This window comes from Streptosporangium brasiliense (genome assembly GCF_030811595.1).
Taxonomy (GTDB): domain Bacteria; phylum Actinomycetota; class Actinomycetes; order Streptosporangiales; family Streptosporangiaceae; genus Streptosporangium; species Streptosporangium brasiliense.
Genome location: NZ_JAUSRB010000002.1, coordinates 1,255,246 through 1,279,151, shown reverse-complemented (window position 1 = coordinate 1,279,151; position 23,906 = coordinate 1,255,246). Strand labels below are relative to the sequence as shown.

Sequence of the window (23,906 nt, the reverse complement as noted above, 5' to 3'; positions counted from 1 at the left end):
GTCCGACCTAGGGTGATGGCGCCGCACTAGCGGTTCTACTAGACCTTTCACGGGTTATTGATCCCAATTTTCGGCGACACGTAGAGTGGGCGTCTATTCACGTAGCCCGCGCCATTCAGGCCGTTGCGAACTTTATGATCGGAGCTCAATGCCCAGCACAGTCTTGGTCATCGGCGGAGGCCCGGCCGGATCGACCGCCGCGGCCCTGCTCGCCAGAGCGGGTCTGTCGGTGCGATTGCTGGAGAAGGAGACGTTCCCCCGCTACCACATCGGCGAGTCCATCGCCTCCTCGTGCCGGACGATCGTCGATTACGTGGGTGCGCTGGACGAGGTCGACGCCTGCGGCTACACCGAGAAGAACGGCGTGATGCTGCGCTGGGGCAAGGAGGACTGGGCGATCGACTGGTCGAAGATCTTCGGTCCCGGTGTGCGGTCCTGGCAGGTCGATCGCGACGAATTCGACCACGTCCTGCTGAACAACGCCGCGAAACAGGGCGCCGAGATCGTCCAGGGCGCCACGGTGAAGAGGGTGCTGTTCGACGGCGACCGCGCCGTCGCGGCCGAGTGGGCCGATCCCGAGTCCGGCGAGCTGCGCACCACCGAGTTCGACTTCGTGGTCGACGCGTCGGGGCGCGCCGGGCTGATCCCCTCGCAGCACTTCAAGAACCGCCGTCCGACCGAGACGTTCAAGAACGTCGCCATCTGGGGCTACTGGCAGGGCGGGTCGCTGCTCCCCGGCTCCCCGGCCGGCGGCATCAACGTGATCTCGGCCCCTGACGGCTGGTACTGGGTGATCCCGCTGCGCGGCGACCGCTACAGCGTCGGGTTCGTCACCCACCAGACGCGGTTCCTGGAGCGGCGCAAGGCGCACGAGTCCCTCGAAGCGATGCTCGCGTCGCTGGTCGAGGAGTCGCCCTCGGTGCGCGACCTGCTCAAGAACGGGACCTACCAGCCCGGCGTCCGGGTCGAGCAGGACTTCTCCTACGTCGCCGACAGCTTCTGCGGGCCCGGATACTTCGCCGCGGGCGACAGCGCCTGCTTCCTCGACCCGCTGCTGTCCACCGGCGTGCACCTGGCGCTCTACAGCGGCATGCTCGCCGCCGCGTCCATCATGGGCACGCTCAACGGCGACGTCAGCGAGGAGGAGGCCCGCGCCTTCTACGAGTCCCTCTACCGCAACGCCTACGAGCGCCTGTTCACCCTGGTCGCGGGCGTCTACCAGCAGCAGGCGGGCAAGGAGTCCTACTTCGGGCTGGCCGACGCGCTGGTGCACGACAGGGCCGACACCGAGTACGAGAAGGTCGACGGGGCGAGGGCGTTCGCCCAGCTCGTCGCCGGGATCGCCGACATGGACGACGCCGCGGAGGGCCGGCACGAGGGCATCGCCCAGCCCACCGCGGATCAGGACAACTCGGTCCAGCAGCTGTTCCTCGCCGCCGAGCAGGCCCGCCTCATGGCCTCGGCCAACACGTTGAACGCGCCCGTCAGCGAGGCGCCCGGCAAGCTCGACGCCCACGACCTGTTCGACTCCACCACCGGCCTGTACCTGAGGACCAGCCCCACGCTGGGCATCGGGCGGACCCGGCCGCTGAGCTGAAGCCCCGACCCCCGGTAGGAACTCACATGCTGAACCGACGGCGCTTACTCGCGTTCGGCGTCACCGCGTTGGGCGGTGGCGCAGTGCTGCGCTTCCTTGGGGACACCCCGACGGCCCTGTCCGGGATCGGGCACCAGGGGCACCACGGCGGCCACGTGCCACAGCCCTCCGCCGGCACGGTGGGCGCCACGCACGTGACCTTCACCCCGTTCACCGAGCGGATGCCCGTGCCGCCCGTGCTCAGGCCCTCGCGGACGACGGGGGGCGTGGACACCTACACGTTGCCCATCCGGGCGGCGGAGGTGGACATCATCCCCGGCCTGCGCACCCCCGCGCTCACCTACGGCGGGCAGTTCGTCGGCCCGACCATCCGGGCCAGGGCGGGCCGCCCGGTGAAGGTCGCCTTCGTCAACGAGCTGGACCAGCTGACCAACGTGCACCTGCACGGCGGCCACGTGTCGGCGGCCAACGACGGCCATCCCATGGACCTCATCGCACCCGGGGCGACCCGGGTGTACGACTACCCGAACACGCAGCGCGGCGCGACGTTGTGGTACCACGACCACACGCACGGCCTGGAGGCCGACCACGTCTACCGCGGCCTGCACGGCTTCTACCTGATCCACGACAAGGCGGAGAAACGCCTCAACCTGCCCAGCGGCAAGTACGACGTGCCCATCATGCTGCGCAACGCCCAGTTCGACGAGAAGGGCGCCCTGGTCTTCGGCCACCCCGACAACCGGACGACCGTCCTGGCCAACGGCAAGGCGCAGCCGTACTTCCCGGTCGCCGCGCGCAAATACCGGTTCCGGCTGCTCAACGCCTCCCTCAAGCACGTCTTCCGGCTGAACATGGGCGGCGTGCCGATGACGAAGATCGCCTCGGACGGGGGGCTGCTCCCCGCGCCGGTGTCACGGGAGGAGCTGGTGATCTCCTCCGGTGAGCGGGTGGAGATCGTGGTGGACTTCTCCGGGCGGCTGGACGACAGCCCGCTGTACCTGTACGAGGGGGAGAACCCGATCCTGCGCTTCGACGTGTCGGCCGCGCACGGACGGGATCGCAGCAGCGTGCCCGCCGAGCTGGTCCCGCTGCCCGCGCTCGGCGCCGCCACGGTCGAGCGTCAGGTGTCGATGAGCTTCGACATGTCGGCCAGGCCGCCGGTCGGCCTGGTCAACGGCAGGCCGTTCGACCCGGACCGGGTGGACCTGCAGGTCAAGCAGGGCGCCACGGAGATCTGGGAGATCGTCAACGCGGACGTGACACCGATCCCCTTCGACCACCCCTTCCACATGCACCTGGTGCAGTTCCAGGTGCTGAGCAGGGACGGCGGCCCGCCGCTCCCCGAGGACGCCGGGCTCAAGGACACCGTGTATCTCCCGCCGAGAGGGACGGTGCGCATCCAGATGACCTTCCGGACGCCTTATACGGGGCGGTACATGTATCACTGCCATTATCTGGAGCACTCGGCGCTGGGCATGATGGCCCAGATGGAGATCGTTCCCTGATCCTTGGACGGATCCCAGGGACGTGGCGCCGCCGCACGCCCCGGCCCGGGTCTTCACCGCGAAGACCCGGGCCTGCGGCATGTCAGCGGCGCCGCGGCCCGCGCGCGACCGCCGCGGGCCGCGTGAAAGCCTCATACAAACGTCCGTAAATCTGGCGGACAGGAATTCCTAGGTGAATTCCTAAATCGGTTTTTCATTTCAGATTATAGGGTTAACACGCGCCGAAAGGGGCCGCATAGAGATTGGAAAGATTGATCCGTGCGTACACCGAATGTGTTCATCAGCGCCCTGGGAGCCTTCGTCCCGCCGACCGTGAATGTCGAATGGGCCGTCGAGCGCGGTCTCTACCCCGCGGAGGACGTGAAGTCGCACGAGCTGGGCGGCGCGGCGGTCGCGGGTGAGATACCGCCCCCGGAAATGGCGCTGCGCGCCGCGCAGCAGGCGGTCAAGCGGTGGGGCGGTTCTCCCCTGGATTTCGATCTGCTGCTGTACGCCAGCACCTGGCACCAGGGCCCGGACGGCTGGCCGCCGCACTCCTACCTGCAGCGGCACCTGGTGGGCGGCGACCTGCTGGCGCTGGAGATCCGCCAGGGGTGCAACGGCCTGTTCAGCGCGATGGAGCTGGCGGCGAGCCATCTGCTGGCCGTACCCGAGCGCACCGGCGCGCTGCTCGTCGCCGCCGACAACTACGGCACGCCGCTGATCGACCGCTGGCGGATGGGGCCCGGCTTCATCGGCGGGGACGCCGCCTGCGCGCTGGTCCTGACCAAGCGGCCCGGGTTCGCGCGGCTCCGGTCGGTGTGTTCGAGGACGATCCCGGAGGCGGAGGCGCTGCACCGCGGTGACGAGCCGCTGTTCCCGCCGAGCATCACCCGGGGACGCCCCACCGACTTCAGCGCCCGGATCGGGCAGCAGTTCGCCACCCGGAGCCCGGCGTCGGTGGCGATGGCCACGATGCCCGAGCACACGACTGCCCTGGTCGACCAAGCCCTGGAGGAGTCGGGCATCGAGATCGGCGACATCACGCGGGTCGCCTTCATGAACTACTCCAGGGAGGTCGTCGAGCAGCGCGTCATGGCCGCCTGGGGCCTGCCGATGACCCGCTCGACCTGGGAGTTCGGCCGGACCATCGGGCACTGCGGCGCGAGCGACCACATCCTGTCCTTCGAGCACCTGGTCCGCACGGGCGAGCTGGGACCGGGCGACCACATGTTGATGCTCGGCACCGCGCCCGGCCTCGTCGTGTCCTGCGTGATCGTCCAGGTCCTGGAGTCGCCGGCGTGGGAGAAGTGACGCCCCAGGGCCTCATCCGTTCAGAAATCCGACAGCAGAGGATGCTCGTGGAACTCAAGGGACTCCAGCCGCCCCCGGCGGCCCCCCAGCCGGTCGCCGTGATCGGAATCGGCTGCCGCCTTCCCGGAGACGTCAACTCACCCGAGGAGTTCTGGGAGCTGCTGGCCCGCGGCGGCAACACCACGGGCGAGGTGCCGCCGGAGCGCTGGGACGGCTACCGCGAGCTGGGCCCCGAGTTCGAGGCCGCCCTGCGGCGGGTGATCCGGGCGGGGAACTTCCTGACCGAGATCGACGGCTTCGACGCGGAGTTCTTCAGGATCTCCCCGCGCGAGGCCGAGCTGATGGACCCGCAGCAGCGGATCCTGCTGGAGGTGGCGTGGCAGGCGCTGGAGCACGCGGGCATCCCGCCCGAGGATCTGGCCGGGACCGACACGGGTGTCTTCGCCGGCGTCTGCACCTACGACTACGGCGGCCGCCAGTTGGAGGACCTGCCGAGCATCGACGCCTGGACCGGCATCGGCGCCGCGACCTGCGCCGTCTCCAACCGCGTCTCCCACGCGCTCGACCTGCGCGGACCGAGCCTCACCGTGGACACCGCCTGCTCGGCGTCGCTGGTGGCCCTGCACCTGGCCGCGCAGAGCCTGCGGCTGGGGGAGAGCACGCTCGCGCTGGCCGGCGGGGTGAACCTGCTCGTCTCGCCGGGGCAGTCGCTCACGCTGGGCGCCGCGGGCGCCCTGGCGCCCGACGGCCGGAGCAAGTCGTTCGACGCCACAGCCGACGGGTACGGCCGCGGCGAGGGCTGCGGGGTCGTGGTGCTGAAGCTGCTGGCCGACGCCGAGCGCGACGGCGACCGGGTGCTGGCCGTGGTGCGTGGCAGCGCGGTCAACCAGGACGGCTGGACCAACGGGATCATGGCGCCGTGCGGCCAGGCGCAGGAGCACGTCATGGCCGGGGCCCTGCGCTCGGCGGGGGTCGAGCCGGGCACGGTCGGCTACGTCGAGGCGCACGGCACCGGGACCCCGCTCGGCGACCCGATGGAGGCGGCGGCGATCGGCGCCGTGTACGGGCGGGACCGCGAGGAGCCGTGCCTGATCGGCTCGGTGAAGTCGAACATCGGCCACCTGGAGGGCGCCGCCGGCATCGCCGGGGTCATCAAGGCGATCCTCGCACTGGACCACGCGGAGATCCCGTCCAACCTGCTGGTCACCGAGGCCAATCCCGCCATCGAGTGGGACCGGCTGGGGCTGCGCCTGGTGACCGGGCACACGCCGTGGCCCGAGCGGGCGCATCCGCGCCGCGCCGGGGTGTCCGGCTTCGGCTACGGCGGGACCGTCTCCCACGTACTGCTCGAACAGGCCCCGGTACGGCAGGCGCCGCGCCCGGCGGGCCCGCTCCGGACCGAGACGCTCTTCCCGCTGTCGGCCGGTTCGGAGAGCGCGCTGCGGGACCGGGCGGGGGCGCTGGCCGACCACGTCGCGCGGGGCGGCGACCTGGCCTCCGCCGGGCACACCCTGGCCCTGCGCCGGTCGCATCTCACCCACCGGGCGGTCGCCGTGGCCGCCGACCGCGACGGGCTCGTCGCGGCGCTCCGCGGGCTGGCCGCCGGCGAGCCGGCGGACGGCGCCGTCACCGGGTCGCCCGTCACGCAGGACGCGAAGCTGGTCTGGGTCTTCTCCGGGCACGGCTCACAGTGGTCCGGTATGGGACGGGAACTGCTGGCCTCCGAGCCGGCGTTCGCCGGGGTGATCGACGCCCTGGAACCGATCTTCCTGGAGGAGATCGGCTTCTCCCCCCGGCAGGCGATCCTCGACGGGGACTTCGACGAGGTCGACCGGGTCCAGGCCATGATCTTCGCGATGCAGCTCGGGCTCGCCGAGCTCTGGCGCTCCCGCGGGGTGTCCCCGGACGCCGTGATCGGACACTCGGTGGGGGAGATCCCGGCGGCCGTCACCGCGGGGATCCTGACGGTGGAGGAGGGCGCCCGGCTGATCTGCCGCCGCTCGTCGCTGCTGCGCCGGGCCTCGGGCAAGGGCGCGATGGCGATGGTCACCCTGCCGTTCGCGGAGGCCGCCGCGCGGCTGGGCGACCACGACGACCTGGTGGCCGCGATCGCCTCCTCACCGGTCTCGACGGTGGTCTCCGGGGGCCAGGACGCGATCGAGGCGTTGATCGAGCGGTGGTCGGCCGAGGGCGTCGGGGTGCGCAGGGTCGCCTCCGACGTGGCCTTCCACAGCCCGCACATGGACCCGCTGCTCGCCGACCTGGCGGCCGCCGCGGCCGGCCTCACACCGCGGAGCCCGCGCATCCCGATCTACACCACCGCCCTGGACGACCCGCGCGCGGCGATGACGGCCGACGGCGCCTACTGGGCGGCGAACCTCCGCAACCCGGTGCGCCTGGCCGCCGCCGTCACCGCGGCGGCCGGCGACGGCCACCGCGCGTTCGTCGAGATCTCGCCGCACCCGGTGGTGACGCACTCGATCCACGAGACGCTGGCCGAGATCGGCTCCGAGGACTTCTTCGTCGGCGCGACGCTGCGCAGGAACGCCCCGGAGCTCCGCGCCTTCCTCGCCGGCCTGGCCGGCGCGCACTGCAACGGGATCGGCGTCGACTGGCGGGCCCTGCACCCGGAGGGGGGACTGGCCACGCTGCCGGTCTACCCCTGGCGGCACCGCAAGCACTGGCACCGGCCCGCCCGGCGGGCCGGAGCCGGAGGACGCGGTCACGACGTGGCGTCCGCCACCCTGCTGGGCGCCAGGAGCGGCATCGCCGGGAGCCCGCTGCGGGTGTGGCGGACCGTCCTCAACGACGCCAACCGCCCCTACCCGGGGAGCCACGCGCTCAACGGCGTGGAGATCGTCCCGGCCGCCGTGCTCGTGGCCACCTTCCTCGACGCGGCCTCGCGCGACGGCACGCCGCCGGTGCTGACCGACGTGGCGATGCGGCACCCGCTGATGACGGCCGGCCGCAGGGAGATCCAGGTCGTGCACGACGGCGCCGCCGTACGCCTCGCGTCGCGGACGGTCGGCGACGACGTCGGCGAGGACCCCGACTGGCTCGTCCACACCGACGCCACGGTCGCGGAGACGGCCGCGGCCGGGACGCGGTCGCTGGTGGACCCGGGGGAGTACCGCCTGGAGCCGGCCGACCCCGGCCTGGTGCACCGGCGGCTGGCCGAGGTCGGCGTGCCGTCGACCGGGTTCGACTGGACCGTCGAGGAGCTGCTGTCGGGCAACGGCGCCCTGCGGGCGCGCGTGCGGTCGGCGGACACGACCACCTGGGCGCCGGTGCTGGACGCGGTCATGTCCATAGCGCCGGCGGCCTTCCCCGGGATCCCGCTGCTGCGCATGGTGGTGCACATCGACGAGGTGGCCGTGTCCGGCCTGCCGCCGGAGGCGGTGCTCGTCGAGGTCGTGCCCGACCCCGAGCGGCCGGACACGGTCGACGCCCTGGTCGCCGACGAGGCGGGCCGGGTGCTGGCGAGCCTTCCCGGCCTGCGCTACCCCGTGATCGAACAGCCGCCGGCGGCCGTCACCGACGACGGGCCGGGAGCGGCGGAGGAGGTCATGTCGTTCGCGGACCTGCCGCCCGAACTGCTGCGCGAGCGCGTCCTGGAGGAGGTCCGCGGCCAGATCGCCAAGGAGATGAGACTGCCCGTGGCGGACCTGCATCTCCGGCGCCCGCTCGCCGAGCAGGGGCTCGACTCCGTCATGACGGTGGTGATCCGGCGGCGGCTGGAGAAGCGCCTGGGGCACAGCCTGCCCGCCACCGTGTTCTGGCAGCGGCCCACCGTCACCGCGATCGCCGACCACCTGGTCGGGCTGCTGACCGGGACCGCGGCGTCCTCCTAGCCGGAGAAACGGGAGCCACGGAGAAACGGGAACGGGAGGGCCGGACGGCCCTCCCGTTCAGCGGCTCACCGGCCGCGGCCGGAGTCCCGGACCGCCGTGCTCACACCGTTCCCTCGTGGGCCAGGACGGTGGGATCGGCGGCGTTCATGAACGTCCGCAGCGCCCGCAGGTCCTCGGCGGGTTTGTCCCAGCCGAGGCCGGCGCACCACTCGACGAGGGAGGTCAGCTCGTCGGTGGCGGCCGCCTTCTCCGCCTCCGGCAGGTTGGTCACCGAGAAATCGGCGGGCCACTGCACGACGTTGGCCAGGTCGATGTCCAGACCCTCGTCCCGGGCGAACGCCAGCAGGTCCCGCAGCCCCCACACGTTGTCCCGCTGGGGCGCCACCTGCAGCCACAGCTTCACCTCGGTCTTGGCGCGGCGCACGTTCCCGACGAAGGTCTCCCAGTCGGCGCCCGTCCGGATCTTCTCGAAGACCTCGCCGACGCCGTCGCAGGACGCGCCGATCCCGACGCTCTTGAAGTGCCGGAACTTCGGGAAGACCGACTCGGGCAGGACCGTGAGGTTGGAGTTGTAGACGATGTCCACGTTGCCGGCGTTCCCGGTCTCGACCAGCAGGTCGAGCAGCGCGAAGTGCCCCGGCTGCATGAACGGCTCGCCGCCGGCGAAGTAGAGGCGGCGGATCAGGTGGGCGTTCTCCCGCAGCGTCTTCCACAGCTCCTCGTCGTCGCGGTACGGGTCGATCACCGCCGACGACCACGGCGGGCGCTTCTTGGCCCCCCATCCCGAGCTCACCGGATAGGTGCACATCACGCAGCGCAGGCTGCAGGTGTTGCCGAACCGGATGTCCAGGAAGAACGGGAAGTCCTCGACCGTGCCGTCCGCCGCGGTGCGGGCGGCCAGCGCGTCGAAGTCGACCGTGTCCCGGAAGCGCTCGTTGATCTCCTGCCGGTACGACAGGGCGCCGCGGTCCTCCCGGTGGTAGCAGTACGAGCACGCGGCCACCCGCTCCCCGGCGAGCATGGCCAGCCGGGTCCGCTTCATGTTGGGGCTGTTGAACGCCTCCTCCACCCCCATGACCCGGTCCGGGTTGTCCCGCGCGTACCGGGACCGGGGCGAGCAGCCGATCGCGTCCTCCTTGAGCGTGAACTCCGGCTCGTCCTGCTGCTCGTACAGCTCGTTGTGGTACATCGCGTCGTCCACGCAGCACCGGCCGTAGACGCCGTCGATGGACGCGCACAGATGGATCCAGGGGAGCACGCACATGCTCCCCGCGGCTGCCTCGCCGTTCGTCATGTCAGTGCCCTAACCGGTCAGGTGGATTCGACTCCAACGGGACGGCCGACGGCTCCCGCCGCCGGCCGGGGGGAAGCTCAACTGTCGCCCGGCTCCGCGGCCCGCGCCGGGGGCTTCCTGGCGACGAGCAGGATGTCCAGGTAGAACGGCTCGGCCGGTCCCTCGCTGCGGCCGAGGCCGGCGAAGGCGTTCTGGAGGTAGTCGTCGACCGCCCGCGGCCGGAGGCGGTCGATCCACCACAGGGCGCCCAGCGCCAGCCCGACGGCGCCGCCCCCGGGCCAGCCGTGCTCGCGCCCGTGCCGGCGGAGCAGGAGCAGCAGCCCGCGCGGGCCGCATGTCAGCTTCGTCGTCCGGTCGACCGCGAACCCCGCCCGCTCGGCCTGGACGGCCAGGCCGTCCGCGGTCCAGCGCCACAGGTCCTGGCCGCCGTGCTCCTCCCACACGCCGTGGGTCGACAGCACCAGCCGCCCGCCGGGTCGCAGCAGCCGGAACACCTCGCGCAGGTACTGGTCCGGATCGGTGACGTGCTCCAGGACCTGGGTGGACAGCACGCCGTCGAACGTCCCGTCCGGGACGGGGCAGCGGCCGTCGGGGTCGAGCGCGTGGTCGGCCCGGTACGCCTCCCCGTCGGGGAAGTCGGCCGTCCGCACCTCCGCCGCGGAGAACAGATCCCGGTAGGGGGCGGTGCCCGCGCCGTAGTCGAGCCAGAGGCCGGAGGCGTCGCGCAACGTCTCGGCGAGCGCCTGGCGCAGATCGAGCAGGTGGGCGTAGGCCCAGTCGCCCGGCCGGGGGTCGACCCGCTCCCGGAACCGCTCGGCCATGACCTCCTCCAGGGAGCGTTCCGCCGCGCCGGCCCGCGAGCCGCCGAACAGGCCGGGCACCCGGTTCAGTAGGTTCACCAACGCCAGTTCTCCTCGTGGGGGAAGCGGAGCGTGGTGAGGTCGGGGCGGCCCACCCAGTGCCGGAACGGCTCGGCCGGGCAGTAGTCGAAGGGCTCCTCGTCCCGGTGCTCGTGCGCCGCCGCGCGCTGCTCGACGCAGGAGCGCAGCACCTGCTGCTTGCGGCCGACGTATTCGGGGACGTGCGGGCCGAGCTGCCACTCCACCTCCGCCGGCCGATACTCGAAGTAGACGACCCGCCGCTGCTTGCCCTGCACGGCCGGGGCGCCGTGCAGGGTCAGGATGTTGTGCAGGAGCACGTCACCCGGCCGCATCACCGCCGGGATCGCGCCCGTGGTGTCCCATTCGCTGGCGTTGAGCCGCTCGGCGGTCGCGGTGATCCGGTCGTCGTCCCAGTAGTTGGACTGCGGGATGCACCAGACGCAGTTGTCCTCCGGCGCCGGGTCGAGGTAGACGCCGACGTCGATCACCCGGCCCGCCCCGGTGACGCCCACCGCGTCGGCGTACATCTCGCCGTCGCGGTGCCAGGACAGCCGGGGCGCGCCCGCCGTGGTCTTGAACACCATGCTGTCCCAGGTGGGGATGAGGTTGGGCCCGACCAGGGCCTCCATCACGCGCAGCAGGAGCGGATGGCCCGCCAGCCGGGCGATCACCGGGGACTTGTCGACCACGTACTCGATCCGGACCGGGGCCGCGTCGGGGTGGTCGGGCTCCTGGGTCCAGATGGTGTCGGTCATGGACCGGGTGCGCCACGCGTCGTCGATCAGCGACCCGGCGGCCTCCTGCACGGCCTCCAACTCGACGGGGTCGAGCAGGCCGCGCAGCGCCAGCACCCCCTGCCGCCGGAACGCGGTCAGGTGCTCGGGGAGCACGCCTGTCTCCCGGATGTGGCACTCGGGCAGGACGGTGTCCTCCGGCCGTGCCGCGGTATTCGGGTTCACCATGCCTGGCCTCTCTGGTCCGCGACGAAATACCACTGCTCCCGCAGGGCGGCGGCGAAGTCCCCGGCGTCGAGGGCGGGCGAGCGCTCCAGCCACCCGGGGAGGGTGTGCAGTCCGTAATCCAGTTCCGTGACCAGCAGCGCCCACAGGTCGGCACTGGTCGTGCCGTACTCCCGCATGGTGCGGTCGCCGCCGTGCTCGAAGACGACGACCGGGCGGCAGCGGCGCAGCAGCTCGGCGGCGCCACGCAGGGCGACCACCTCCCCGCCCTCCACGTCGATCTTGATCAGGTCGACGCGCACGTCGGCGGGGACGACCTCGTCCAGCCGCACGGTGTCGACGACGATGTCCTCCAGGGTCTCGTTCTCCCGGTCGTAGGGCCTGCGCCGCAGCCCGCTGTAGCCGGGGTTGGAGAGCACGTGCACGAAGCCGTCCCGTCCCGTCCGGTCCGAGGCCGCGGCCCGCACCACGGTGACGCCGGGGAACTCCCGGTCGAGGCGGTCGGCGAGCTCGGGGAGCGGCTCCACGGCGAAGTGCCGGCCCCGCGGCGCGGCACGGAGGAGATGCGCGAGGATGTCCCCGCCGCCGGCGCCGATGTCGACGGTGTTGGCGGTCGGGGAGCAGACCCGTTCGATGATCTGCACGGTGAGCTCGTCGTACCAGTCGTTCATCCCGGCGAGTCCCGCCTCAGGCCGCATGTCCGCCACCGTCCCCGGTCCTGCTCGGCGGCCCGGCCTCCGGCCCCACCGACGGTGCGCCCGCCACCAGGCGGTCGAGCTCCGCCAGGTCCGCCTCGGTGAGCCGGACCTCCACCGCCTTCACGCTGTCCTCGATGTGCTCGGGGAACTGGGCCCCGATGACGGGCACCACCCCCGCGGGGTGGCTGAGCACCCACGCCAGCGCGAGCTGGGCCACGGTGCAGCCGCGTTCGGCGGCGAAGGCCGCCAGGAGGTCCACCAGCTTCAGCAGCCGGGCGAACCGCTCCCCCTTGAACATCGGGGAGTAGGCGCGCCAGTCGTCGTGGGCGAAGGAGTGGTCCGGCCGCAGCGCGCCGGTCAGCAGGCCGTGGGCGAGCGCCGACCAGCCCATGATCCCCACCCCCGCGTCCCGGCAGTGGGGCAGGACGTCCCGCTCGGCGCCACGGGCGAGCAGGCTGAAGGGGACCTGCGCGACGTCCGCGGGAGCGGCCGCGGCGAACTCGGTCATCTCCGCCACCGAGAAGTTGGAGACCCCCGCGTGCCGTACCAGGCCCTCCTTGACGAAGTCCGTCAGCACGCCTGCGGTCTCCGCCAGCGGGACGGTCGGGTCGGGCCAGTGGACGAAGAACACGTCCACGTAGTCGGTCCCCAGGGTGCGCAGGCTGTCGGTGAGGTTGGCACGCAGGAAGGCGGGGTCGCTGTTGCGGACGACGGTGTTCCCGCGGGTCTCCAGGCCGCCCTTCGTCGAGATCACCACCTCCGCGCGGCGGCCGCGCAGCAGGTCGCCCAGCCCCCGGGCGAGCGCGGCCTCGGCGGCGCCGCCGCCGTACGCGTGGGCGGTGTCGAAGAAGTTCACGCCCAGGTCGAAGGCGCGGCGCACGGCTTCCACGCCGGGCTCGATCCGCCCGCCCCACAGGCCGCTGAGCGCCCAGGTGCCCAGGCAGATCGAGGAGACCGGAGGACCGTCCGCGCCGAGAGAGCGGTGCTTCACGCGGCGGGCTCCTCGTCGCGCCGCAGGACCAGGAAGCCGACACCCTGCTCGTCGACGAACTCGTCGAGAAGGGGGGTCAGCCCCGCCTCCTTGGCGATCTTGACGATGAGGTCGGCCCCGTGCCAGGTCAGGAAGCCCTTGAACTCCACCGGGTTGGCCTCGCGGTAGCGCTCCGCGTAGTGGTGGAAGAAGTCGCGCGTCACCTCGCCGAGGTCCACGAAGTTGAAGCCGAAGCGGCCGCCGGGCCGCAGGATCCGCCTGATCTCGCGGAGATAGAGGTAGATCTCGAAGACGTTGAAGTGGATGAAGACGTTGAGCGAGAACCCCGCGTCGAAGCCGGCCGTGGGCAGCTTCTCCAGGAAGTCGTTCTCGATGTGGTGGTAGGAGACGTTGGCGTGGTCCCGGCAGGTGACGCGCGCCTTGGCGAGGAACGACTGGCTGACGTCGGTGCAGAGCACGCTGCGCACCCGGGGGGCGAGCACCTTCGCCATGATCCCCTCGCCGCTGCCGATCTCGAAGATCTCCTCCTCCGGGGTCAGCCCCAACCGCTCGGCCACCCAGTCCGCCCGGTCGACGCGGTCCCGCAGGTATTCGTCCCTCGGCTGGGTGCCGGCGAGCTGGATCTGCATCTCCTCCGGCGAGCTCCACTCCCACACCCAGTTGAGATCACCCATGCTCTGCAGCGGGGGCTTCTTCGACGTCTGCTTCACGTTGCTCATACGACCTCACTCGCGGTGTCCATCCGGCTGGGTGTCCCTCCGGCGTAGGCTGTCGACCACCATTCAAGGGTCCGGCGCAGCCCTTCGGCGACGTGCATCTCCGGTTTCCAGCCGAGCTGGGTCCTGGCCGCCTCGATGTCGGGGCAGCGCCGGCCCGGCTCGTCGACCGGCAGGCACTGGGACACGGTGCGGAGCTCGACCCCGACCTCCCGGGCGATCAGCTCGGCGATCTCGCGCACGGAGAGCTCCTGGGTGGCGCCGATGTTGACCGGTCCGGGCACCGAGCTGCACATCAGGGCCAGCAGGCCCCTGACCGTGTCGTCCACGTAGCACAGAGATCTGGTCTGCTCGCCGGAGCCGTTGATGGTCAGCGGCCTGCCGGTCAGGGCCTGGTCGATGAAGGTCGGCACGATACGGCCGTCGTTGCGGCGCATCCTCGGCCCGAAGCTGTTGAACAGCCGGGCGATGGCCGTGTCGGCGCCGAGCGTGCGGCGGTAGGCGGCCGTCAGCGCCTCGGCGTAGCGTTTGGCCTCGTCGTACACGGCGCGTGGGCCCACCGGGTTCACGTTGCCCCAGTACGACTCCAGTTGGGGGTGCTGCGCGGGGTCGCCGTAGACCTCCGACGTCGAGGCGAGCACGAAACGCGCCCGGTGCGCCACCGCCACCCGCAGGGCGTTCTCCGTGCCCGCCGAACCCACGCGCAGCGTCTCCAGCGGCATGCGGAGGTAGTCGAGCGGCGAGGCCGGCGAGGCGAGGTGCACGACGTGGTCGACCGGCTGGTCGACGGTGAACGGCTCGGTGACGTCCGCCTGGACCAGCCGGAACCGCGGCGAGCGCTCGACCTCCGCGAGGTTCTCCGGATCGCCGGTGGACATGTTGTCCACGCAGATCACCGAGCAGCCCTGGGCGATCAGCGATTCGCAGAGGTGGGACCCGATGAAGCCGGCGCCGCCCGTGACGACGACCCGCGCGCCTTCCATGGTCGTGGCCGTCATCGGGCGGCCGCAAGCTCGGCGACGTCCTCGCCGGTCAGTCCGCCCGTCGCCGCGAGCCTGATGAGCAGGTCGGCCACCTGCGTGGCGGTCGGCGCCGTGGCGAGGGAGTCACGCATGACGGCGGCCTCCCGGCCGTACTGCTGATCGAACAGCACGGCGGCGAGGGCCTTGTCGATCTCCTCCCGGGTGGCCGTCAGGCCGGGCAACGTCTTGGTCGCCCCGAACGGGTCGAGCCGCCTGCCGTAGATCCGCCCGTCGTAGTTGAGGGCCAGGGACAGCTGCGGGATGCCCATCACGAGCCCGTTCATGTAGCAGTTGGCACTGCCGTGGTGGATGAGCAGGTCACAGCTCGGCAGGATCAGTTCGAGCGGGCAGTTGCGCAGCACCCGCACGTTCGGCGGGAGCGGGCCGAGGCGCTCCACCTCCGACAGGGCCGCGGTGAGCACGACCTCCGCGCCGTGCTGGGCGGCGGAGTCGATCGCGTGGTGCAGCGCGGGGAGCTGCTCGCCGAAGACGCCCGTCGCCGAGTTGCCCCAGACCAGGCAGATCCGTTTCCCCTTCGCGGGACCGAACATCCAGGGGTCCAGATCCTGCGCCCCGTTGTAGGGCTGGTATCTGATGGGGATGCGCAGCGCGTCGCCCATCGGGGGGACGGCCACGTCCGGAGAGGGGTCCACCGCATATTTGATCTTGTGGCGGGTCCAGTCCACGCCGTACTTCTCGAAGCACGAGAGGGGGTCGTTGGCCACGAGGTCGAGCCCCGGCTCGGTCTCGATCGTGCCGATGAAGCCCGGCGAGAAGTAGACGCTGGGCACGTCGTGGAGCGCGCCGATCAGCGCGCCCTCCACCGCCATGATGTCGTGCACCACCAGATCGGGGCGCCAGGCGGCGGCGAAGTTCACGGCGCCGTCGTAGCTGCGCTGGATCGAGGTGACCGTGTCCTTCCAGAAGTCGTCCAGCAGGCTCGTGTCGAAGTCGCGGAGCGAGGCGAGCGCCTCCCCCGTGAACGGGTGCAGCGGCAGCGGCACCTCGGGAGTCTGCTGCGGGGTGTAGAGCGCCTGGACGTAGAAGGCCAGCCGGGCGCTCTCCATCATGTCGGGTGCGTCGAGCACCGACACGGGCATCAGCCCCGTCGAGGCGACCCCCTGCACCTGCTGCGGTGGGCACGCCACCCGGACCTCGTGCCCGGCCGCGCGGAACGCCCACGCCAGGGGCACCATGCACATGTAATGCCCGGCCCAGTTGGACACGGTGAACAGAACCCTCATGAGATCCCTTCTGGCGGTGTTCGATGGCCGGACGGTCAGGACGTGAGGGACATCTCGGGGTCCGCGAACTCGATGACGATCGTTCTGCGCCACTTCTCGGTGGGGTTCGGTCCCGACCCGTGCACGAGTCGGACGTCGTGCACGACGACGTCACCCTCCTGCACGGCGATCGGCGTCCTGGGGCCGCCGTCCCGTACCGACACGACGTCCGCGTCGTCCGGCAGCAGGTGCGAACCGGGGACCCCCTCCAGGCACCCGTTCTCCGGGCCCGCCGTGTCCAGGCAGACGCTCAGGTTGCACACCGTGTGGGGCGCGACGTCGGCGCGGTCCCGGTGCCAGGGCACCCCGGCCGCCCGGTACGGCTCCTTGAGCACCAGCGCGAAAGCCGTCGGGACGGCGGGGGAACCGATGAACTCGGCGGCGAGGTCGCTCAACTCCGCCCGGAACAGCAGCTCGGCCTCCGGCCAGTCCTGCTTCTCAAGGTTGTGGATGCGGTACAGCACCGGGGGTTCCCCGTCGACCTCGTAGTTCCAGTAGTCGTCGGAGACGTGTCCCTGCTCCGTGAAGCGGGAGATCAGCCTCTCCGCGCCCGCTCTGAGCCGCCGCACCACGTCGTCGTCGAACACGGGTCCGGCGCAGACGAAGCCGTCTTCGCGGAACCGCAGGACCTGCCGGCTATGGTCTCGCACCACCGGGCTCATCGTTTGGTCAATCCCTTCGGCGGACGGTGACGGTGTCGCACGCCGGGGCGTCCGTGCCCTCCGGCGCCCCGGGTCTGAGAATGCGCCTGGCGTGTGGGAACGGCGCGGAGAGAGCACGGGCCCGGTCCGCCGGATCCCGATTCAGCGGATAATCCTGGGCGGAGCCGTCGGCATGACGAAATCCGTCATATTCGGAGCCGTTTATCCAGGGCTCCGGTCCCCGCGTCCGGCGCGCAATTACTCCGCGGTTCATGGAACTTGACCCTATCCATTCATTTGGGGAAGGGGACTAGTGTTTTCACCACAGTCAACTCCCGGCCGAGCCCAGCCGTTTCTCCACGAACCGCGCCCATTCCGGCACCTGATGGCCGCCGATTTCAATGTCGAAGGACGATTTCAGTTCCGTCGGGCCGGCTTCGGCCGCCCACTTCGCGGTCCGCGCGAGGCCCTCGGACAACGGCGTGTCGCTCCAGTCCCCGAACACCGACCTGGCCTCTTCCGTGGCCGTGTAGGCCACCTTCACCTCGTCCCGGGCCGGCAGGTGCGCGATGGGGTGCTCGGACACCCCGGCCGCGGCGCGTACGGCCTGCGCCAGCTCCAGCACCGTGTTGGTGCTCGCCGAACCCACGTTGAAGGCCCGGCCCCAGGCGCGTTCGGTCTCCGGGGCCCGGCTCACCACGTTCACGACGTCCTGGACGTAGGTGAACGCCCGCACCTGGCCGCCGTCCCCGTAGACCGTGATCGGCTCGCCGCGCATGATCTGGTTGAAGAAGATGGCCACCGCGTTGCGGTAGGGGTCGCGCATGTTCTGCCATTCGCCGTACACGTTGTGCATGCGGAAGGCGGTGAAGGGCAGCCCCTGCAGCCGCATCGTCACTTCGAGCTCGCGCTCGACCACGTGTTTGGCGTTCCCGTAGCTGTCGGCCGGGACCGGGGTCGAGGACTCCCGCATGGGCGTCTCGCCGTGGCCGTACACCGCCACCGACGAGGCGAAGCAGAAGAACGACACCCCCGTCTGCAGCGACGCGTTGATCAGGTTGATGCTGCCCATCACGTTCGTGCCGTAGTTGAGCTTCTTGACCGAGTGGCTGATCGCCTCGGCCGCGAACGCGGCGAAATGGAAGACCCGGTCGAAGCGGCGCTCGGCGAACAGGGAGTCGACGAGCGCCTCGTCGGTCACCGAGCCGACGACCAGGTCGGCGCCGGCGGGAACGCGGCCCCTGCTGCCGCCGCTGAGATCGTCGAGAACGGTGACCGCGTGCCCGTCCCCGAGCAGGCGCTCCACCAGATGGGAGCCGATGAAACCGGCTCCGCCGGTCACCAGGCAATGAGTCATTCGGGCTCCTTGAGGCTATAGGCGGCTATGGACGTCTGCTCCGCCGGTCCGCCGCTTGAGCGGCTCCCACCAGTCGCGGTTGGCCTCGTACCAGCGGGCCGTCCGGAGCAGGCCGTCCTCGAACGCGACGCGGGGCGCGTAGCCCAGCCGCCGCACCTTGGCGTCCGACAACGAGTAGCGGCGGTCGTGGCCCTTGCGGTCGGGGACCCGCTCGACCCGGTCCCAGCCGGCGCCGCAGGCGTCGAGCAGGCGCTGGATGAGCTGCAGGTTGCTCAGCTCGGCGGTCCCCGCGATGTGGTAGACCTCGCCGACCTCCCCGTGCTCGGCGACGACCTGGATCCCGCGGCAGTGGTCGTCCACGTGGATCCAGTCACGCACGTTGCGGCCGTCCCCGAAGAGCGGCACGTCCCGCCCTTCCATCAGGTGGGTGACGAACAGCGGGATGACCTTCTCCGGATACTGGTAGGGGCCGTAGTTGTTGCCGGAACGGGTGATGCTGACCGGCAGCCCGTGCGTGCGGACGTAGGCGCGGGCGATCAGGTCGCCGCCCGCCTTGGCCGCCGAGTACGGGGAGTTGGGCGCCAGGGGCGTCTCCTCGTCCCACGAGCCCGTGTCGATGCTGCCGTAGACCTCGTCGGTGGAGACCTGGACGACGCGGGAGACGCCCGCGTCCAGGCAGGCCTGCATGAGGGCCTGGACGCCCAGCACGTTGGTGCGCACGAACTCGGCGGAGCTGACGATGGACCTGTCGACGTGCGACTCGGCGGCGAAGTTGAGCACCACGTCGTGGCCGGGCACGAGGTCGGCGAGGAGGTTCTCGTCGCAGATGTCGCCGTGGACGAAGGTGAGCCGGTCCTTGACGGCTTCCAGGTTGGCCGGGTTGCCCGCGTAGGTCAGCTTGTCCAGGACGGTGACCTCGGCGTCGCGCCAGGCCGGGTAGGCGCCGGAGAGCAGTTCGCGGACGTAGTTCGAGCCGATGAAACCGGCGCCGCCGGTGACGAGGACGCGGGGCATCAGCCGCTGACCTGCACGTCGCTGTGGTCGCCCAGGACGAGTCGGTGGGCTCTGGGCATGTCGGCGGCGGTCACCCGCGTCTCGCGGCCGATCAGCGAGTACTCGACGCGGCCGACCCCCTCGATGCGGGCGCCGCGCAGCACGATCGAGCACTCGATCTCGCTGTCGATCACCGTGCAGTCGCGGTCGATGGAGGTGAACGGCCCCAGGTAGGAGTTACGGGCGACCGATCCGGCGCCGAGGACGACCGGGCCGACGATGCGGGAGCCGGAGACGACCGCGCCGGGCTCCACCACGACGTGACCGATCAGCTCGCTGGCCGCGTCCACCTCGCCCACCACGGAGGACTCGATGCCCTCCAGGACGAAGCGGTTCAGCTCAAGGATGTCGCCGAGGCTCCCGGCGTCCCGCCAGTAGCCCGAGATCACCGTGGGTTCGACGCGGTGCCCCTGGTCGATCAGCCACTGGATCGCGTCGGTGATCTCCAGTTCGTTCCGCCAGGACGGCTTGATCTCCGCTATCGCCTTGTGCACGGCCGGGCTGAAAACGTAGACGCCGACCAGGACGAGGTCGCTCTTGGGGTTCCGGGGCTTCTCCTCGACGCCGACGACCCGGCCGTCCTCGTTCATCTCGGCGACGCCGAACGCGTGGGGTTCGGCCACCTTGGTGAGCATGACCTGGGCCTCGGGACGTCCGCGGCGGAAGCGGTCAACGAGGTCGTTGATGCCACCGACGACGAAGTTGTCGCCCAGGTACATCACGAAGTCGTCGTCGCCGAGGTAGTCGCAGGCGATGAGGACGGCGTGCGCCAGCCCGCGCGGTTCGTTCTGCAGCAGGTAGGTCACCTCCAGCCCGAAGTCCGAGCCGTCCCCGACCGCCTTCTCGATCTCCTGCGCGGTGGTGTTGCCGACGACGATCCCCACCTCGCGGATCCCGGCGTCGCGGATCGACTCCAGGACGTAGAACAGCACGGGCTTGTTGGCGATCGGAAGGAGCTGCTTGGCCAAGGTGTGAGTGATCGGCCGTAAGCGCGAGCCGACCCCGCCCGCCAGCACAAGCGCCTTCACGAGTCGGCTCTGAAGGACAGGCCCAGAATGACAGGCTGGTTCACGAAGACTCCAGTTGTGTCGGCGATCTGAGTTCTTCGTAAAGTTATCGAAGTTTGATTCGTGATTTCCCTAATATCGCCGCCGTCTCATTCCGGCCGGACCGGATCGGGTGTACGGCTCGTTACCGAAATACGGGCCGCCTGTCGGCGATGGATGTGACGGATTCCGTTCCGGCGCCGAGGCGCCTTGAAACCGGGCCTTTTGCCCGGCGGAGTTCCCGCCCGCTTGAATTCGACGGCGTGGATTATCGCCGACTTTCGATTTTCCCGGCGGCCACGCCCGCGAGATCGCGATCCGCGGCTGAGCGCTACTGCCCGGGGACGGCCGAGCTCCGCTCAGGCACCCCCGTCCGCGCCCTGACCTCGTCCCACAGCCCGCGCACCGAGTCACGCAGGGTCCGCCGCGGGCTCCAGCCGAGCAGCTCCCGGGCCGGACGCGGGTCGACCCTGGTCCAGTCGCCGAGATCCGGCGACCCGGCCGGGGTCGGCAGCTCCACCACGTGGGCGGCGACCCCGCTCACCTCGATGAGCAGCTCGACGAGCGAGCGCACGGGGACGGCCTCCCCCCGCCCGATGCCGATCGCCGCGCCCGTGACCGGGGCCCGCGTCGCGGCGAGGACGGCGTCGGACACGTCCCGGACGTCCACATAGTCGCGGTGGGCGCGCAGGGAGGTCAGCTCCACCTTCGCGGGCTCTCCGCCGGCGGCGGCCTCGGCGAGCTGACCGGCCACCCGCCCGAGCAGGCTGACCGCCGGTGTGCCGGGACCGGCCACGTTCGCGATCCGCAGCACGATGGCGTCCACGGTCCCCGCCGCGGCCGCCGTCAGGACGGCCTGGGTCGCGGCCAGCTTGGTCTTGCCGTAGGTGGTCGTGGGGCGGAGCGGCTGCGCCGCGGACGTCCGGCCGCCGGGAGCGATCGGACCGTACTCCAGCACCGAACCCAGGTGCACCAGACGCGGCCGGTACCTGAGCCGCTCCAGCGCCGCCAGGAGGCGGCGGGTCGGCACCACGCAGCTGGCCTCCAGCTCGCGGTCGGACAGCCCCCACTTGCCGCCCGTGGCGTTGACCACGGCGTCCGGGCGCTCGGCGGCCAGAACCGAGACCAGGTCCCCGGTCGGCAGCCGGGAGACGTCCAGGGAGCGGAACCGGTAGGCCGGGGCGGGGCGGGGCGCGGTCCTGGCCACGGCGAGCACGTCATCGCCCGAGGCGGCGAGATCCATGCACACCTGGCGGCCCAAGAACCCCGTGCCGCCCAGCACGATGACGCGACCGTCACTCACCTGTGCCCCCTACTCAGCTCGTGGTCCCGCAGGAGCCGTGCCCGGTCCCGGATCTGGTCGACCAGCCGCGCCTGGACGCAGATCGCCGCCGTGTCGGCCGACTGCTCAGGCCGCTCGGAAGCGCCCACGGCTCGGACGAACGCGCGGAGCGTGTTGGCGAACTGGTCCTCGGGCGGCAGGATCAGCTCCCGCCTCTCGTGCTGGCGCTCCAGCCGGATCACCGGACGCCACGTCGGCGGGGGAGTGTAGGCGCGGTCGACGAAGATCCGCCCCTGGCTCCCCCACAGCGTGTACTCGCACCGGTAGGAGTGCTCGAACCCGAAGGCGATCTGGGCCGTCCGGCCGTCCGGCGTGCACAGCAGCGCGTTGCCCGCCACGTCGACGCCGCGTTCCGGGTCCTCCTTCAGGGTGGCGGCGACCACCTCCAGGTCGGAGCCGAGGAAGAGCCGGGCCGCGCTCAGGGGGTACACGCCGACGTCGAGCAGGGCGCCGCCCCCCAGGTCCGGCCGGTAGCGGATGTCCCTGGGATCGAGCGGGGGGAAGCCGAAGGCGCCGTCGACCATGCGCAGCTCGCCGATCTCCCCGGCGTCCACCAGGCGCTGGACGGCGGCATGCAGGCCGTGCCGTAGGAAGGTGAGGTTCTCCATCAGCGTCAGGCCCCGCGACCGGGCGAGCTCCACGACCTCCACGGTGTCGGCGTACCGCGTGGTCAGCGGCTTCTCCACGAGCACGTGCTTGCCGGCGTACAGCGCCCGGACGATCCACTTGTGGTGCAGCCCGGCCGGGAGCGGGATGTAGACGGCGTCGACGTCCAGCCGGTCCAGGAGAGCCTGGTAGCCCTTGACGGCTTCGCCGCCGAACTCGTCGGCGAACATGCGGGCCTTCGCCCTCTCCCGGGCGGCGATGACCACCAGCTCGGCCGAGGACTCGCGCAGGATCGTCGGAAGGGTACGGCGCCGCGCGATGTCGGCGCAGCCGAGCAGGCCGAGCCGGACCGGGCGCGGGGCCGGGGTTCTCTCCGACACGCTGGTCACCACAGGCTGTGCAGGCAGGCCAGCAGGCTGCGGGCTTCCACATTGATGTAGTAGCCGTGCCGCAGCAGGGTGGTGAGCTGGTGGGCGGTGACCCAGCAGAAGTCGTCCGGCACCTCCAGCGGGAAGTCCTCACCGGCCTCCAACAGCAGATAGCGGTTCTGCGAGTGGTAGAACCTGCCACCCTCCTCGGCGAGGACCGTGTCGTAGACGATCCGCTCGGCCGGCGCCCGCAGCACGTAGTCGAGGAACTCCGGCCGGGCGCCCGGATAGTTCTCCGGGTTGCACTGGACCGTGGGCCCCATCTCCATGATGTCCAGCAGGCCCGCCTGGAACCGCGCGTGGACCAGCAGGTGGGCCACGCCGCCGATGCTCTTCACCACGAAGGCGACCAGCCCGCGCCCCTGGGGGTACAGCAGCGGCTGGTTCCACTCGGCCACCTCGCGATGGTTGGTCCGCACGGTCACCCCGACGATGCTGAAGTGGCGTCCGTCGTCATGGGTGATCTCCTCCGGCGTGCGCCGCCACCCGGGCAGCCCGCGCAGCGGCACGCGCTGCACCGCGAGCTCGTGCCGGCACTTGGCCGAGGTGAACCAGCTCAGCACGGCCGCCGCGCTGTGATGGGGCCGGCCCTCCCCGCTGACGGACCGGACGATCGCCGCGGCCATCCCCTCCTCGGCGAGCGCGCCGCCGGGGCCGGCCAGGAAGGAGTCGGGCAGGCAGGACAGCACGGTCCTGGTGTCCATGTTGACCAGCCCGTCGACCCTCAGCAGCTGCCGGATCTCGTGGAGGGAGAGCCAGTAGTGCCCGTCGGCGGCGGGCACGGTGTCGTCGACCTGGACGACCATGTTCCGGTTCCGCTTGCGCAGGAACCAGGAGCCCTGCTCGGACTGCAGGACGTCGACCAGGACCCGCCCGGCCTGCGGGCGGGTGAAGTATTCCAGGTATTTGGTGCCGCCGCCCCGGTGGATGCGGGTGTAGTTGCTCCGGGTGGCCTGGACGGTCGGCGAGAGCTGCATGGTGTTGAGGTTGCCGGGCTCCATCTTGGCCTGCACGAGGCAGTAGGGCACGCCGTCGACCGTCTTCACCAGCAGGCCGAGGATGCCGATCTCCGGCTGGTTGATGATGGGCTGGCTCCACTCGCGGACCGGGCCGTAGGTGGTGCGGATGTGCAGGCCCTCGACGACGAAGAACCGGCCGCTCTCGTGCGCCAGGTTCCCCGTGGCCTCGTCGAACGCCCACCCGCGCAGCTCGTTCAGCGGGGTGAGATCCACCTGACAGCCGGACATCCGGACCCGCTCGGCGAACCAGGACAGGAATCCCTCGCCCACTCCGTCCGCCCGGGCGTCGATATTACGGTGGCTGTCCAGATCTGCCGACGTCAT

Annotated in this window: 19 protein-coding genes; 4 read left to right on the top strand and 15 right to left on the bottom strand. The window is 71.1% G+C overall.

Annotated features, from left to right (window positions below):
• The first annotated feature begins 148 nt into the window (after positions 1-148).
• The 4 genes from J2S55_RS14410 (at position 149) to J2S55_RS14395 (ending at position 8,246) form a co-directional block, all read left to right on the top strand.
• On the top strand, positions 149-1,597 hold the full coding sequence (locus tag J2S55_RS14410) for an NAD(P)/FAD-dependent oxidoreductase (protein WP_306860713.1): 1,449 nt from the start codon (positions 149-151) through the stop codon (positions 1,595-1,597).
• Between the two features lie 26 nt (positions 1,598-1,623).
• The gene (locus tag J2S55_RS14405; RefSeq protein ID WP_306860711.1) at positions 1,624-3,102 is read left to right on the top strand and encodes a multicopper oxidase family protein; all 1,479 of its coding nucleotides are present in this window, start codon (positions 1,624-1,626) and stop codon (positions 3,100-3,102) included.
• A 258-nt stretch (positions 3,103-3,360) separates the two neighbouring features.
• Complete coding sequence (locus J2S55_RS14400; RefSeq protein ID WP_306860709.1) at positions 3,361-4,395, top strand: ketoacyl-ACP synthase III family protein; 1,035 nt, start codon at positions 3,361-3,363, stop codon at positions 4,393-4,395.
• Positions 4,396-4,442: 47 nt separating this feature from the next.
• Positions 4,443-8,246 (top strand): type I polyketide synthase, encoded by a 3,804-nt coding sequence (locus J2S55_RS14395; protein ID WP_306860707.1) that lies wholly within the window; start codon positions 4,443-4,445, stop codon positions 8,244-8,246.
• Between the two features lie 100 nt (positions 8,247-8,346).
• Here the strand turns inward: J2S55_RS14395 and J2S55_RS14390 are convergent, their stop codons facing one another.
• From J2S55_RS14390 to J2S55_RS14320, 15 genes are all read right to left on the bottom strand, one after another.
• The gene (locus tag J2S55_RS14390; RefSeq protein WP_306860705.1) at positions 8,347-9,540 is read right to left on the bottom strand and encodes a twitch domain-containing radical SAM protein; all 1,194 of its coding nucleotides are present in this window, start codon (positions 9,538-9,540) and stop codon (positions 8,347-8,349) included.
• A gap of 77 nt (positions 9,541-9,617) precedes the next feature.
• Positions 9,618-10,439, bottom strand: a complete 822-nt coding sequence (locus J2S55_RS14385; RefSeq protein WP_306875424.1) for a class I SAM-dependent methyltransferase — start codon at positions 10,437-10,439, stop codon at positions 9,618-9,620.
• The gene (locus J2S55_RS14380) at positions 10,436-11,383 is read right to left on the bottom strand and encodes a phytanoyl-CoA dioxygenase family protein (protein WP_306860703.1); all 948 of its coding nucleotides are present in this window, start codon (positions 11,381-11,383) and stop codon (positions 10,436-10,438) included. Before J2S55_RS14380 ends, J2S55_RS14385 begins: the two co-directional genes overlap by 4 nt.
• Positions 11,377-12,078, bottom strand: coding sequence for an FkbM family methyltransferase (locus J2S55_RS14375; RefSeq protein WP_306860701.1), 702 nt, complete (start codon positions 12,076-12,078; stop codon positions 11,377-11,379). The genes J2S55_RS14380 and J2S55_RS14375 overlap by 7 nt, the downstream gene beginning before the upstream one ends.
• Positions 12,068-13,069, bottom strand: coding sequence for an aldo/keto reductase (locus tag J2S55_RS14370; RefSeq protein ID WP_306860699.1), 1,002 nt, complete (start codon positions 13,067-13,069; stop codon positions 12,068-12,070). Before J2S55_RS14370 ends, J2S55_RS14375 begins: the two co-directional genes overlap by 11 nt.
• Positions 13,066-13,788, bottom strand: a complete 723-nt coding sequence (locus tag J2S55_RS14365) for a class I SAM-dependent methyltransferase (protein ID WP_306860697.1) — start codon at positions 13,786-13,788, stop codon at positions 13,066-13,068. The genes J2S55_RS14370 and J2S55_RS14365 overlap by 4 nt, the downstream gene beginning before the upstream one ends.
• Positions 13,785-14,783, bottom strand: a complete 999-nt coding sequence (locus J2S55_RS14360) for an SDR family NAD(P)-dependent oxidoreductase (protein ID WP_306860695.1) — start codon at positions 14,781-14,783, stop codon at positions 13,785-13,787. Before J2S55_RS14360 ends, J2S55_RS14365 begins: the two co-directional genes overlap by 4 nt.
• Complete coding sequence (locus J2S55_RS14355; protein ID WP_306860693.1) at positions 14,780-16,051, bottom strand: nucleotide disphospho-sugar-binding domain-containing protein; 1,272 nt, start codon at positions 16,049-16,051, stop codon at positions 14,780-14,782. The genes J2S55_RS14360 and J2S55_RS14355 overlap by 4 nt, the downstream gene beginning before the upstream one ends.
• A 35-nt stretch (positions 16,052-16,086) precedes the next feature.
• Positions 16,087-16,740, bottom strand: coding sequence for a phytanoyl-CoA dioxygenase family protein (locus tag J2S55_RS14350; protein ID WP_306860691.1), 654 nt, complete (start codon positions 16,738-16,740; stop codon positions 16,087-16,089).
• A 319-nt stretch (positions 16,741-17,059) separates the two neighbouring features.
• Positions 17,060-18,088, bottom strand: a complete 1,029-nt coding sequence (locus J2S55_RS14345; protein ID WP_306860690.1) for an NAD-dependent epimerase/dehydratase family protein — start codon at positions 18,086-18,088, stop codon at positions 17,060-17,062.
• 15 nt (positions 18,089-18,103) lie between these two features.
• Positions 18,104-19,102, bottom strand: a complete 999-nt coding sequence (gene rfbB, locus J2S55_RS14340) for a dTDP-glucose 4,6-dehydratase (RefSeq protein ID WP_306860688.1) — start codon at positions 19,100-19,102, stop codon at positions 18,104-18,106.
• A complete protein-coding gene (locus J2S55_RS14335) occupies positions 19,102-20,169 on the bottom strand; it encodes a glucose-1-phosphate thymidylyltransferase (RefSeq protein ID WP_306860686.1) in 1,068 nt (355 codons plus the stop codon). The genes rfbB and J2S55_RS14335 overlap by 1 nt, the downstream gene beginning before the upstream one ends.
• Positions 20,170-20,518: 349 nt before the next feature.
• Positions 20,519-21,490 (bottom strand): NAD-dependent epimerase/dehydratase family protein, encoded by a 972-nt coding sequence (locus J2S55_RS14330; protein ID WP_306860683.1) that lies wholly within the window; start codon positions 21,488-21,490, stop codon positions 20,519-20,521.
• On the bottom strand, positions 21,487-22,515 hold the full coding sequence (locus tag J2S55_RS14325; protein ID WP_306860681.1) for a Gfo/Idh/MocA family protein: 1,029 nt from the start codon (positions 22,513-22,515) through the stop codon (positions 21,487-21,489). The genes J2S55_RS14330 and J2S55_RS14325 overlap by 4 nt, the downstream gene beginning before the upstream one ends.
• A gap of 5 nt (positions 22,516-22,520) precedes the next feature.
• Positions 22,521-23,906 (bottom strand): NDP-hexose 2,3-dehydratase family protein, encoded by a 1,386-nt coding sequence (locus J2S55_RS14320; RefSeq protein WP_306860679.1) that lies wholly within the window; start codon positions 23,904-23,906, stop codon positions 22,521-22,523.

Bases quoted from the DNA above. Each gene is read 5' to 3' on its own strand.
- J2S55_RS14375 (WP_306860701.1), bottom strand. From the start codon at position 12,078: ATGCGGCCTGAGGCGGGACTCGCCGGGATGAACGACTGGTACGACGAG.
- J2S55_RS14380 (WP_306860703.1), bottom strand. From the start codon at position 11,383: ATGGTGAACCCGAATACCGCGGCACGGCCGGAGGACACCGTCCTGCCC.
- J2S55_RS14405 (WP_306860711.1), top strand. From the start codon at position 1,624: ATGCTGAACCGACGGCGCTTACTCGCGTTCGGCGTCACCGCGTTGGGC.
- rfbB (WP_306860688.1), bottom strand. From the start codon at position 19,102: ATGCCCCGCGTCCTCGTCACCGGCGGCGCCGGTTTCATCGGCTCGAAC.
- J2S55_RS14390 (WP_306860705.1), bottom strand. From the start codon at position 9,540: ATGACGAACGGCGAGGCAGCCGCGGGGAGCATGTGCGTGCTCCCCTGG.
- J2S55_RS14320 (WP_306860679.1), bottom strand. From the start codon at position 23,906: ATGACGTCGGCAGATCTGGACAGCCACCGTAATATCGACGCCCGGGCG.
- J2S55_RS14365 (WP_306860697.1), bottom strand. From the start codon at position 13,788: ATGAGCAACGTGAAGCAGACGTCGAAGAAGCCCCCGCTGCAGAGCATG.
- J2S55_RS14360 (WP_306860695.1), bottom strand. From the start codon at position 14,783: ATGACGGCCACGACCATGGAAGGCGCGCGGGTCGTCGTCACGGGCGGC.
- J2S55_RS14355 (WP_306860693.1), bottom strand. From the start codon at position 16,051: ATGAGGGTTCTGTTCACCGTGTCCAACTGGGCCGGGCATTACATGTGC.
- J2S55_RS14410 (WP_306860713.1), top strand. From the start codon at position 149: ATGCCCAGCACAGTCTTGGTCATCGGCGGAGGCCCGGCCGGATCGACC.
- J2S55_RS14345 (WP_306860690.1), bottom strand. From the start codon at position 18,088: ATGACTCATTGCCTGGTGACCGGCGGAGCCGGTTTCATCGGCTCCCAT.